The sequence below is a fragment of the Ruminiclostridium papyrosolvens C7 genome, from assembly GCF_000421965.1.
Lineage (GTDB): Bacteria > Bacillota > Clostridia > Acetivibrionales > DSM-1351 > Ruminiclostridium > Ruminiclostridium papyrosolvens_A.
The window spans coordinates 235,535-247,890 of sequence record NZ_ATAY01000088.1 but is presented as its reverse complement, the minus strand read 5'-3'; the positions used below and the strand labels follow the sequence as shown (position 1 = coordinate 247,890).

At 34.2% G+C, this 12,356-nt stretch carries 12 protein-coding genes; 11 read left to right on the top strand and 1 reads right to left on the bottom strand.

All coding sequences use genetic code 11. From position 1 onward, the window contains the following. The first annotated feature begins 87 nt into the window (after window positions 1-87). The 9 genes from L323_RS42175 to aspS all read left to right on the top strand — a co-directional run bounded on the left by L323_RS42175 (window position 88) and on the right by aspS (window position 8,970). A complete protein-coding gene (locus tag L323_RS42175) occupies window positions 88-204 on the top strand; it encodes an aminoglycoside 6-adenylyltransferase (RefSeq protein ID WP_431602538.1) in 117 nt (38 codons plus the stop codon). Beyond that, entirely contained in the window at window positions 167-952 is a 786-nt protein-coding gene (locus L323_RS37885; protein WP_242835329.1) for an aminoglycoside 6-adenylyltransferase, read from the top strand. The genes L323_RS42175 and L323_RS37885 overlap by 38 nt, the downstream gene beginning before the upstream one ends. 47 nt (window positions 953-999) lie before the next feature. After that, on the top strand, window positions 1,000-1,551 hold the full coding sequence (locus L323_RS37880; protein ID WP_020816886.1) for a class I SAM-dependent methyltransferase: 552 nt from the start codon (window positions 1,000-1,002) through the stop codon (window positions 1,549-1,551). A gap of 306 nt (window positions 1,552-1,857) precedes the next feature. Then, window positions 1,858-2,223, top strand: coding sequence for a YkvA family protein (locus L323_RS37870; protein WP_020816884.1), 366 nt, complete (start codon window positions 1,858-1,860; stop codon window positions 2,221-2,223). A 429-nt stretch (window positions 2,224-2,652) separates the two neighbouring features. Next, window positions 2,653-3,225 (top strand): DUF6144 family protein, encoded by a 573-nt coding sequence (locus tag L323_RS37860; protein WP_020816882.1) that lies wholly within the window; start codon window positions 2,653-2,655, stop codon window positions 3,223-3,225. A gap of 275 nt (window positions 3,226-3,500) precedes the next feature. Continuing rightward, window positions 3,501-4,013: a GNAT family N-acetyltransferase gene (locus L323_RS37855; protein WP_020816881.1), complete on the top strand. Its 513-nt coding sequence runs from the start codon at window positions 3,501-3,503 to the stop codon at window positions 4,011-4,013. Window positions 4,014-4,644: 631 nt separating this feature from the next. Then, on the top strand, window positions 4,645-6,081 hold the full coding sequence (locus L323_RS37850; protein WP_020816879.1) for a glycosyl hydrolase family 8: 1,437 nt from the start codon (window positions 4,645-4,647) through the stop codon (window positions 6,079-6,081). Window positions 6,082-6,235: 154 nt separating this feature from the next. Beyond that, window positions 6,236-6,592 carry a BlaI/MecI/CopY family transcriptional regulator gene (locus L323_RS37845; RefSeq protein WP_020816878.1) on the top strand — a complete coding sequence of 119 codons (357 nt, stop codon included), beginning with the start codon at window positions 6,236-6,238 and terminating at the stop codon, window positions 6,590-6,592. A 629-nt stretch (window positions 6,593-7,221) separates the two neighbouring features. Then, window positions 7,222-8,970, top strand: coding sequence for an aspartate--tRNA ligase (gene aspS, locus L323_RS37840; protein WP_020816877.1), 1,749 nt, complete (start codon window positions 7,222-7,224; stop codon window positions 8,968-8,970). Between the two features lie 89 nt (window positions 8,971-9,059). Here the strand turns inward: aspS and L323_RS37835 are convergent, their stop codons facing one another. Continuing rightward, window positions 9,060-9,602, bottom strand: coding sequence for a TetR/AcrR family transcriptional regulator C-terminal domain-containing protein (locus tag L323_RS37835; RefSeq protein ID WP_020816876.1), 543 nt, complete (start codon window positions 9,600-9,602; stop codon window positions 9,060-9,062). Window positions 9,603-9,702: 100 nt separating this feature from the next. On the opposite strand from L323_RS37835, the gene L323_RS37830 reads away from it, so the two are divergent. Continuing rightward, on the top strand, window positions 9,703-11,685 hold the full coding sequence (locus L323_RS37830) for a CotH kinase family protein (RefSeq protein WP_020816875.1): 1,983 nt from the start codon (window positions 9,703-9,705) through the stop codon (window positions 11,683-11,685). After that, window positions 11,669-12,343 (top strand): polyphosphate polymerase domain-containing protein, encoded by a 675-nt coding sequence (locus L323_RS37825; RefSeq protein ID WP_020816874.1) that lies wholly within the window; start codon window positions 11,669-11,671, stop codon window positions 12,341-12,343. The genes L323_RS37830 and L323_RS37825 overlap by 17 nt, the downstream gene beginning before the upstream one ends. Window positions 12,344-12,356 lie beyond the last annotated feature (13 nt).

Genomic DNA, 12,356 nt, shown 5'->3' with positions numbered 1-12,356 from the left:
GGTACATCTAGTCATATCATTACATGTAAATGATGTATTAGAAATTCTTGTAAATAGAATATTAGAAATATTTACCGGGGTGGAAACATGCGAACAGAACAGGAAATGTTTGATTTAATATTAGATGTTGCGAAAGCTGATGAGCGTATCCGAGCAGTTTATATGAATGGTTCACGTGCGAATCCGAATAATAAAAAAAGATAAATATCAGGATTATGATATTGTTTATGTTGTAACTGAAACAGAATCCTTCTTGATAAACAAGAGTTGGATTTCGGTTTTTGGGGAAATCGCAATGGTACAGGAACCTGATTCCAACGACTTTGGATGGGGAGAAAATACAGACTATAGTTGTTCGTATTGTTGGTTAATGCTTTTCAAAGATGGTAACCGTATTGATTTACATATACAAATTAGAGAAGTAATGCTTGAAGAATACACAACAGACAGTTTAACAGTTCCACTTTTGGATAAGGATAATATTTTACCACATATACCACCAGCAAATGATAAAGACTATTGGATACAAAAACCTAACAAATCCAAATATGACGCCTGCTGCAATGAATTTTGGTGGTGTCTTAACAATGTTGTAAAAGGTATTGTACGAGACCAATTTCCCTATGCCATGAGAATGTATAACGAAATAGTACACAAAGAGCTTGATAGAATGATTGAGTGGTATATCGGGACAGAAACAGAATTTTCTGTTTCTGTTGGGATGTGGGGGAAATATTTTAATAAGTATCTGCCTGCAGATTTTTACCAGTTATATACAAAAACCTATTCAAATTTTGAAATGCTTTGGATGGCAATTTTTGCAGCATGTGAACTTTTTCGTACTGTTGCTTCTGAGGTCGGAAGACACTTTGGATATTCATATAACCATAGCGACGATGATAATATGATGAAATATTTCATTAAAATGCAAAGTAAAGAATCTGAATTTTAATATCTGATATAGAGACTATGCATTGAAATTATTATAGAGGTGTAAAGTTGAAAGTTATAATAGGTGCTGGACAAATAAGATATGAAGGTTGGATACCAACTCAGGAAAATGAGTTAAATTTACTTTCTATTACTGATTGGAATAAGTTATTCTCAGTAGAAAGTATAGATGCTATATTGGCAGAACATGTTTGGGAACACTTAACATACGAAGAGGGTGTATTAGCAGCAATAAATTGTTATAAATATTTAAAACCAGGTGGGTATATTCGTTGTGCTGTTCCCGATATAAACTTTCGTAATGATTGGTATCAGAATATGGTTCAAGTGGGTGGACCGGGACCTATCGAACATCCTGCTGCTACTCATAAAATAGTTTACGATTATCAAACTTTAGAGAATGTATTTAAAAGTGCAGGTTTTATAGTTTCATTGCTTGAATACTGTGATGAAAATGGAGATTTTCATTATACATATTGGAACGAAAGCGATGGAAAGGTTGGACGCTCTTTTAGATTTGACACAAGAAATTCTCTAGAAAAGCTTGGTATGGTATCAATTATTATTGATGCAAGGAAACCGCTTATTATAAAGGTTTAATTTAATATTACAAACACAATAATGGTACAACAATATTCATTATATTTTTACAAAATATAATAAATATTTGAGGTGGTAATAATGTTTAAATTAGGAAGTATATTACTATTTATTACGTTCGCCCAAATAATAGGTGTAACGATATGTATGCAATTTTATTTAAATAAAAGTGACGAATTATTTATACATACTCCGGGATTGATAGTATTAATAATATTAGTTGAGCTGATTTATTCAATTCGTTTAATTTTAAAAGGGTACGGAACACTTAAGAATAAAAGATAGACTTTTTTTTGAGGGCTTTTTATGAAAATTAGAGAGAGAGCACAGCGACTAAAAAAAGATATTCCAGCAGTTTTTTTGGCATTGAAAAGAAAAGAAACACCCTGGTTAGCAAGGATTTTAGGAATTATAACAATAGGATATGCTTTGTCTCCAATTGACTTGATTCCTGATTTCATTCCTGTTCTTGGATATCTTGATGATATAATAATATTACCATTACTGATATCTGCAACAGTTAAGGCGATACCAAGAGAGTTAATTGAACAATGCCGTCTTGAATCAGAGCAGTTATGGAAAGATGAAAAACCTAAAAGATGGTATTGTGCAATACCAATAATTCTAATATGGGTAATAATGGTTGCTTTAATTATTAAAGCATTATTATAATTGAAAATTAACATTAATAATAAGGATTTTATCTTACCGACATTCAGTAAAATGATGCGTTTTTAATTACACCAAAATACAACGTAATTTGATGCTATAAAGGTTTGTAAATAAGCGTTAATTTAGATATAGAATATTTGGTTATTAAGCATTTAAATAAAGCAAAAGCATTTACGAGGTTATATATAATGGAGAATGATAGGTTTTTACAGTAGAACTACCTTACAATGGAAACATCCAATATACAAGAAATATACAAAGTAAACTATAATAAAATTTCTAAGATTCAGCAAAGTAAGAACTATATTGTAATCATTTTCGAGGAAGATGAAGTAAACAGGACAATTCCACTGAGAAAACATAACATAGATAATTTGAAGGATTTTAAAAATTTTATGATGGCCAAACTTTAGGATTTGGAGATTGAGCATGACAAAACAAAAACACAGTGAAGCGAGAAAACTTTATGATAATATATTAAAGTTCAGCACTCACGAGATTGCTGAAAAAATTTCTTATGGTACGGGTATAATAACATCATCAAACAACAGTGAAAAATCAGAATGGGTAAAATACGTTTCTTCTGAACTTGAGAAACATTTTGAGGAACAAACAATAAAGAATATACGAATGGGTTGTTACTGCAATGAAAATGGAAAATTGGACGAATCAAAAGAATTCATTAGAAATATATATAAATCCTCAAATACTATGGCGGATTTTGTTGATAAAATGAATGAATACGGGGCAGGGTGGTACATAGAAGATGGATGTTTATTCACCAAATATTTTTCTTGCCCATGTCCTATGCTTGAAAGTGTTGATGTTTTGCCCACAAAAACTTGGTGTTATTGCACAGTTGGATATAATAAACAAATCTTTGAATATGTTTTTGATTGTGAAGTTGAAATTGAATTATTGGAGAGCATTAAAACAGGAAGTAAGCAATGCCTTATGAAAGTTGTCACACTTAATAAGGATATTATTACATTAAATAAATAGAGGTAAAAGAATTATTTGTTTATACAAATATTACTGAGTTTAGCCATAAAAGTTTAGATGGGAGAGAGTAAACAGCTTGGAATGGAATAGAGAGACTGCAATTTTCATTTTGTTCATTTATATAGTAATTCCAGCATTGGTAATTGGAGCGGTTATTATCGGATTAATTTTATTAATAAGGGGTTTAATAAAATCCAGAAATAGGAAATGACCCCTGAACCAATATTACTAAAGTCACAACTATTTTATAATATATTTTAAGGGGAAAAGGAATCATGGTAGTACACAATATTGTAACAGATAGACTTATCATTATACCTATGACATATTCAATGGTATGTACTGTTTTAAGCGGTAGCACTGAGGAATATAAAAAGCTGGGTGTTAATTTTAATGGCAAGTGGCCGCTTCAAGATACTTTAGATATTTTACATTTCATAAAAGATAAAATGAAAAAAACTGATGCTGACGGATTTGATGTATGGATGGTCGCAAAAAAAGAAGACATGACTGTTATAGGAGACGCCGGCTTTAAAGGTGCTCCAAATGAAAATGGAGAAATTGAAATAGGGTTTGGTTTAATAAAAGAAGAGCAGCAAAAGGGTTATGGGTACGAAGTTGCAAGTTCTCTAATGGAATGGGCTTCACAAAAAAACATAGTAAAGGTTATTAAAGCCGATTGTTTAATTGATAATATACCTTCGATTAAACTATTGAAAAAGTGTGGAATGAATGAAATTAAAAGAGATAATGAGTTTATATATTGGGAAAAATTTACAATATATTAATTAATTTTGAAGGATTATAAATAGCATGGTAAAGATATTAAGCTTGAATATTGATGAAGACATTTTAAAAAACGATAAAATTAATGTTTTCATTGACGGAGGGCCTGTAATTCAACCTTAGCATTAAAGTTCAAGGATAACAAAAATATTATTCCTGTAGGGAGAAAATATTTAAAGGAATTAAAGGAGGCATTAAGCTGGTAACCAGCAGCTTATTTTTTTATACCCTTTTATAATTGCAAAATTAATTTCACAATTAAGTTTTTTCAGTTCATTTTACATTTGGTCATTGTAACTTTGGCCTCAATGGGTGCATATAAAGCGACTTTTAGAAAGTTGATGAAAAGAGTAGACAATAAAAAAACGAATTCTATTATATTAAGTCTCTTGTAACAGTTATTAACTGTATGCAGGAGATTTTATTTTTTCACAATAACCATTATGTAAACAAGTTCAAAATTTATCATAAATTGACAGTATAGGTTTTATATGCTAAACTTAGGACGGGTTTAATCGGTTAAACCATAATCTATTTATAAAATGCTTTTCAAAAAGGTATTAAGGTTGGTTTGGGCTAAACCCCGGATTAAACTTTAAATACAAAATCATTCTATTAAGGGAGGAAAGTAAAATGAAAAAGTTTTTTGCTTGCTTGCTTGTTTTGGCTATGATTGTTTCAATTATACCAATAAATATCGCAAGTGCAGAGACAGGTGGATATTACGCCACCGGAAACTACAGGAACGTCTTCGTTGAGACAGGAAAGACAGAGGCTCAGGTGCAAGATAAGCTGGCTACTATGTTCGATAAGTTTTTCAAAGGAGACACTAACAATCAAAGGCTATTTTATGAATCAGGAACCGACGAGGCATACATAAGAGATACCGGAAACGGTGATGTACGTTCGGAAGGTATGTCATACGGTATGATGGTTTGTGTACAAATGGACAAAAAGAAGGAATTTGATATGCTGTGGAAATGGGCTAGAAACCACATGTATCAAACCTCCGGTCAATTTAAGGGATTTTTTGCATGGCAGTGTAACTATAGTGGCGGTATAATAGATAGTACTCCTGCTTCTGATGGTGATGAATACTTTGCTATGGCTCTTCTTTTTGCTGCACGCAGATGGGGGAACGGAACAGGTATTTACAACTACGAAGCAGAAGCACAGACTATATTGGACGCAATGCTTCACCAGTCAGATGACGGTGTTGGATATAATTTGATTAATAAAAACCAGAATCAGGTTGTTTTCTGCCCAAGTGCAGGAAATTATGATTTTACAGATCCGTCCTATCATCTTCCTGCATTCTATGAATTATGGGCATTGTGGGGACCTGAAAGAGACAGGGCTACATGGAGTACTGTAGCTGCTAAGAGCAGAGAATTCTTCAAAAAGTCTACTAATTCAACAACAGGACTGAACCCTGACTATGCAAATTTCGATGGTTCAGCAAAGGAAGTTTCATGGAGTTCAGGTCATGGAGATTTCAGATTTGACGCATGGAGAGTTATTCAAAATTCCTGCGTGGATTATGCTTGGTGGCAAAAAGACAGCTGGCCTGCAACTACTTTCGCGCCTAAAATACAGGCTTTCTTCAAAAACCAAGGTTTATCCTCTTATGGTAACCAGTATACATTATCAGGTTCAAAGCTGAGCAGTGATCATTCTCCAGGATTGGTAGCTATGAATGCCGTAACATCACTGGCACAAGATGCAACAACTGCTAAGCCTTTTGTTGATGAATTATGGAATACTGCTGTTCCATCAGGACAATACCGTTATTACGATGGAATGCTTTATATGCTTGGAATGCTTCATGTAAGCGGAAATTTCAAGATTTGGGGTGCAGTAACTCAAGAACCACCGGTAACACGTGGTGATATTAACGATGATGGTACTATAGATTCTGTTGACTTTGCATTGCTGAAGTCTTACCTTCTGGGTAAGACAACTACATTGCCCAATTTGGAAGCAGCAGACACTAATGGTGATGGTACTGTTGATGCAATGGATTTTGCTGTATTAAAGCAATATCTTTTAGGTATAGTTAAAACTCTATAACACCTTAACGTATTATTTTTATACAGGGCAGACCCGTCTTGGGTCTGCCCTGTAATTTTTGTGTGAAAACAGCTTATTTGACAGACTTGTTGTAGTAAATTAAACTAAAAACTAGATCTGGATTTAGTTTAATTCACTACACCGAGGTAATATAATGGATGAAATTAAAATATTTGATGCAGAATTACGATTTATGAACATTATCTGGAACAACGAACCTATAAAAAGCACCGAGTTGGTTAGTATTGCAAGTGAGGAACTGGGATGGAAAAAATCAACTACATATACAGTCATAAGAAGGCTTTGCGAGAGAGGTATAATAAAAAATAAAAACACAAAAATCCAATCACTGGTAAAGCGAGAGCAGGTAATGAGGTCTGAAACACAGGAGCATATAGAGAAGATTTATTCCGGCTCATTAAAGCTATTTTTTACTACTTTTTTAAAAAGAAAAAAATTAAGCAAGGATGAAGTAGATGAGCTGAGAAAAATAGTTGATGAAAATAGTTAAAAACAATTTTTCCATTGACATTTAGCACTTTAGCATGGTACACTAAATTATTATAAATTTAAAAAAGGCAGGAGCTAATATGTTGAATTTTCAGTTTATAAAACTGAATAATGGGTACAATATTTAGCACTTGTGGCTATGAGAAAAAATCATAGGTGCAAGTGCTAAGACTTGTACCTATGTGATACTGTAATAGTAAGAATCACATTGGTAGATTTTAGTTAAATTTACATGTGGTTCTTTTTTTATACAGAAAGGGTGTGATAATATTTGGCATAAAGACAATGCCTGCTTAAAAACACAAGAATTATAATTGAGTTTAATGGCGATGACGAAGAGAAGTAACGCAACTTATCGTTCTCAGTGAGTGGGAGATAGTGAGAACCCCATAAAGTGAATTTGCGTGAATAACACTTTAGCAGCTGCAATCTGAACATCGTACGAGTAATATTGTGTGATAAGTAGGAGAGCCGTAGGCTGTGCGAAAAACAGCAAGGTTTTTTGAACCGTTGAGTGACTGTTAGTCAGTAATTCAGGTGGTACCGCGGACATTATGTGTTCGTCCTGGACTTTTTAGTTTTGGATGAGCATTTTTTTATGCTCAAATATTGATTATAAGGAGAAAACTTATGAACACATCAAACATATATCGGAACAGGACCTTGGATAAAATCAGCGAAGGCGATGTTGGCTGGGGATTAAAAATAGCAGGATGGGTTGAGAACATCAGGGATCACGGAGGAGTTTCCTTTATAGATCTCAGAGATATGTACGGCGTAATGCAGGTTGTAATGCGAGACAAAAACCTTTTAGCCGGAATCAACAAAGAAGACTGTATATGCGTTGAGGGTAAAATTGAAATACGTGACGAAGAAACATATAATCCTAAAATCCCTACGGGAACAATTGAAATGGAAGCACAATCCGTTGAAATACTTGGCAAGGTATACAAACAGTTGCCTTTTGAAATAATGACGTCAAAGGAAATACGAGAAGATTTGCGTCTTAAATACCGTTATCTTGACCTGCGAAATAAGAAAGTCAAAGACAATATAATTTTCAGATCTGAAGTTATCAGCTTTTTAAGACAAAAGATGACTGAAATGGGCTTTCTGGAAATCCAGACTCCTATTCTCTGTGCTTCATCACCTGAGGGTGCGAGAGATTATATAGTTCCATCCCGTAAATATAAAGGAAAGTTCTACGCACTTCCACAGGCCCCCCAGCAATACAAGCAGCTTTTAATGGTATCCGGTTTTGACAAGTATTTTCAGATAGCACCATGCTTCCGTGACGAGGATGCACGTGCCGACCGCTCTCCGGGCGAATTTTATCAGTTGGATTTTGAAATGAGCTTTGCCACGCAGGAAGATGTATTCCGTGCAGGTGAAGAAGTGCTGACAGCTACATTTAAAAAATTCGCCCCTGAAGGCAGTGTGGTAACAGAGGCACCGTATCCGGTAATAAGCTATAAGCAGGCGATGCTTGAATTCGGAACTGATAAACCGGATTTGAGGAATCCTCTAAAAATAGTAGATGTAACTGATTTCTTCCAGAGATGTACCTTCAAACCTTTTCACAACAAAACAGTTCGTGCAATCAAGGTACATGCTGACATGTCAAAAGGGTTTCATGAAAAGTTGTTGGAATTTGCTATTTCAATCGGCATGGGTGGTCTGGGTTATCTCGAAGTAAATGACGACATGACATATAAGGGGCCTATAGATAAATTCATTCCCGATGACATGAAGGGCGAGATTGCACAAATTGCAGGGCTAAATCCGGGTGATACAATTTTCCTTATAGCAGATACAGAAGAACGTGCAGCACTTTTGGCAGGTCAGATTCGCACAGAACTTGGCACCCGTCTTGATATTTGTGAAAAAAATGCATACCGCTTTTGCTTTGTTAACGATTTCCCTATGTTTGAGTATGACAAAGAAGAAGAGAAGATTATATTTACACATAATCCGTTCTCAATGCCTCAAGGCGGACTGGAAGCACTTAATAGCAAAAACCCGTTGGAAATTCTCGCATATCAGTATGATATAGTCTGTAACGGCATTGAACTGTCCTCAGGTGCGGTTAGAAACCATAATTTAGATATAATGGTGAGAGCCTTTGAAATTGCAGGTTATACAGAGGAAGACCTTCAGCAGAAATTCGGCGCATTGTATAATGCATTTCAGTATGGTGCTCCTCCTCACGCCGGAATGGCTCCGGGTGTTGACCGAATGATTATGCTGCTGAGAAACGAGGAAAATATCAGAGAGGTTATTCCATTCCCGCTGAACGGTAACGCTCAGGATATGATGTGCTGTGCTCCAAATGAAGTAACAGAAAAACAACTTCGTGAAGTCCATATAAAAATCAGATAGTAGAATTTTAAATAATTGGATAAAGGTATAACATTAATAAATGGGTGTTTCTTTTTACCCCGTTTATTAATGTTATATACTTATCTTACTTAATCTACTTTAATAATAGGGCATATTACGTAGAGAAAAGCTTTAAGGGACGTTTTAAAGTCACTTTTAAACCACATTCTGAGAGCACCTACAAGGCCTGAAGTATAAAATTCTAGCACGTATATGTTGGTGAAGTTTGTTGGACTAGATGAGTATTTTGTCAGTAGACTTTTAATGAAATTCTGCAGCTTTTTTTCAAAACCTGTATTGCTGCTGTCACTGAAAAATCTTTCGAGAAAGTCCTGGTACTCTTCGAACAAAGATACTACTTTTTCGAGAAAAGTGTCGTTAGTAGTACTTGCTGACTCACCAATCAGTATATGTAATTTATATTCAATATCAGACAATATTTTATTTTCAAGACAATCAAGAGCATCATATATATCTTGAAAGTAATCATAAAAGGTAATTCTATTATATCCGGCTGTGTCTGTAATTTTTTTAATCGTAATTTTTTCTATATCATGATTTCTATATAATTTCCAGAATGCATCCAACAAAATTCCTAGGGTAAATTGTCTACTTTTTGACATATTAATCATAGTTTACCTCAAAAACATACATTTGGTACTTTATTGTATGTTGAAAAAGCACGCAACTGTTTTATTCTATTTATATAACATATTATGAGGGATTTGTAAAATGGAAACAAAAAGGTATAAAAATGGAATATGTATAATTTTTGCCGCTTGCCTACTTTGCATGTTATTTTTCTTAATGTCTATGGCAGACAGTAACAGCGTTCCTGCAAATAGCGGTTTAAGTTCCAAGGATTTATCCGTTAATGCTATAAAGTACCCGAAAACACTTTTTGATGATTCCGAAGTACATACTATAGATATTCAAGTTGATGATCGTATCTGGGGTAATATGATAGAAAATGCCCAGTATGAACAATATATTCCTTGTACGATGATTATAGATGGTGTCAGGATTAATGAAGTTGGGATAAGGCCAAAAGGCGATACATCTTTAAAACAGGTAATGGACATGAATTCTCAAAACTTCTGTTTCAAGGTTGAGTTTGACCACTATAAAAATCAGAGCTTTGACGGACTTGATAAAATGATACTAAATAGCTGCTCACAGGATACCACTTATATAAAGGATTATTTGGCACAGCATATGATGAACTATATGGGAATAGCGGCTCCGTTATCAAGCTATGTAAATATAACATTGAATGGAAAGGATTTTGGCTTTTATCTGGCTATGGAAGCCGTAGAAAAATCTTTTTGTGTTAGGAATTACGGTGTCATTGACGCAAAACTATATAAGCCTGATGCACTAGAGTTACCAAAATATGATTATATAAAAATTATGGGCTACGAGACGGAAGACGGTCAATCCGCAGTTGAGTATCTTGCAAATGCTATGTCCGGCAGTGCCTATAAAGACTTTAACAGCGGCACAAGGGTCGACATGCTTGGGGATATGGCAAAAGTACTTATAGACTCAAACGAAATTAACACAGATGTTACAGGTCTGACATATATTGATAATAATCCTAAGAGCTATAAAGCTATTTTGAATTCAGGAGTTTTTTCTGTAGATGAAAGTGACGAAGGAAGACTGATTAATTCAATAAAAAAGCTGAACAGCGGTGAAGATTTGGATAATACAGTGGACGTTGACTCTGTAATAAAGTACTTCGTAGTCCATAACTTTGTGGATAATTACGATGGGTATACTAGTATTTTTTCACATAACTATTATCTCTGTGAACGTGGCGGTAAATTATCAATGATACCTTGGGACTATAATCTGGCTTTTGGTTCCTTTGCAGTTGATCCCGGAAATTCATCTTCAAATCTGTTCGGCAATTATATAAAAACATCAGAGGCCCGGTATGGTATGAGTTCTACTAAAAGTATGGTGAATTATCCTATTAATACACCTGTATTTAAAGCTGAATTGGAAAAAAGACCAATGATAAATCAAATACTTAAAAACAGTAAGTACTCAGATAAGTATCATCAGTATTTTGAGAAATTTATTAATGACTATTTTAACAGCGGTTACTTTGACAAATTTTATGAATCAACTGTTGATATTATATCTCCATATATCAAAAATGATAAAAAGGGATTTTTTACATACAATCAATTTGTGGAGGGGGCCAAAGAACTAAATAAATTCTGCAAGCTAAGAGCAAAAAGTGTTCAGGGACAGTTAACCGATACTGTACCGTCAACATTAAACGGACAAAAAGAACACCCTGAAACACTCATTGACACACAGGATCTGGATATGACCAAAACAATTACAATGTACTCGATATTGGGGATTTCCAATAAAGACATGGATGGGGTATTGAAAATACTTATGAATTACCTTCCCGAAGAATATAAAACAGACGGTAAAATAGATATGTCCAAATTTAAATCGTCTGAAGATATTACTTATCTAAAAAAAATCTTCGGAGTAATGGGGCCAATCGCTTTTGAGGTCTCAAAAAGTACCAAGGCATCAGATAATAAAGAAATAGATACAGAGTTATCAAAAATTCTATTAATTTTGTCATTAATTGCAATAATCATATTTACCATATTACTAAGCAAGTATTCACGTGTAAAGTATAAAAAAAGAAGGGTAAGGAGGGGAAGTTTTGAAATTACGTCATGAATACAAGATATTTCTTAATTATTCAGACTATCTTACCGTTCGATCACGATTAAGAGCAGTAATACCGCACGATAATCACGTTGATGAAACAGGTGAATACAAAATAAGAAGTCTGTATTTTGACAACATATACAACAAGGCATTATATGAAAAGATAAGTGGGGTCAGTATACGTGAGAAATTCAGAATTCGTTGCTACAATGATAATTATGACTTCATAAAACTTGAAAAGAAAAGCAAAATAAACGGAATGTGCAACAAGGTATCGGAAACGGTTACAAAAGAGGAAGTGAGGCGGATAATTGATGGTGACATAAATTGGATGCTTGATTCTGACAGGAAGCTTGTTTCCGAGTTGTATGCAAAAATGAAAACAGAACAACTAAGACCTAAAGTAATTGTGGATTATAACCGTGAACCCTTTGTATACTCCGCCGGTAATGTGAGAATTACATTGGACAGGAATGTAAGGACAAGTATAAATAGTGTGGATATGCTTAATCCAGATGTTCCAACAGTTTTGGCAGAGGGGCGGACAATAATTTTAGAGGTCAAATATGATAATTACAAACCTACCATGATTTCAGATATAGTCATGGTTCAGGACAGGCTCATATCGTCCTTTTCAAAATATGTAGCCTGCAGGAAATTCGGATAAATACTACTAGGGG

Bases quoted from the DNA above. Each gene is read 5' to 3' on its own strand.
- L323_RS37860 (WP_020816882.1), top strand. From the start codon at position 2,653: ATGACAAAACAAAAACACAGTGAAGCGAGAAAACTTTATGATAATATA.
- aspS (WP_020816877.1), top strand. From the start codon at position 7,222: ATGAACACATCAAACATATATCGGAACAGGACCTTGGATAAAATCAGC.
- L323_RS37850 (WP_020816879.1), top strand. From the start codon at position 4,645: ATGAAAAAGTTTTTTGCTTGCTTGCTTGTTTTGGCTATGATTGTTTCA.
- L323_RS37830 (WP_020816875.1), top strand. From the start codon at position 9,703: ATGGAAACAAAAAGGTATAAAAATGGAATATGTATAATTTTTGCCGCT.
- L323_RS42175 (WP_431602538.1), top strand. From the start codon at position 88: ATGCGAACAGAACAGGAAATGTTTGATTTAATATTAGATGTTGCGAAA.
- L323_RS37835 (WP_020816876.1), bottom strand. From the start codon at position 9,602: ATGATTAATATGTCAAAAAGTAGACAATTTACCCTAGGAATTTTGTTG.
- L323_RS37845 (WP_020816878.1), top strand. From the start codon at position 6,236: ATGGATGAAATTAAAATATTTGATGCAGAATTACGATTTATGAACATT.
- L323_RS37855 (WP_020816881.1), top strand. From the start codon at position 3,501: ATGGTAGTACACAATATTGTAACAGATAGACTTATCATTATACCTATG.
- L323_RS37870 (WP_020816884.1), top strand. From the start codon at position 1,858: ATGAAAATTAGAGAGAGAGCACAGCGACTAAAAAAAGATATTCCAGCA.
- L323_RS37885 (WP_242835329.1), top strand. From the start codon at position 167: ATGGTTCACGTGCGAATCCGAATAATAAAAAAAGATAAATATCAGGAT.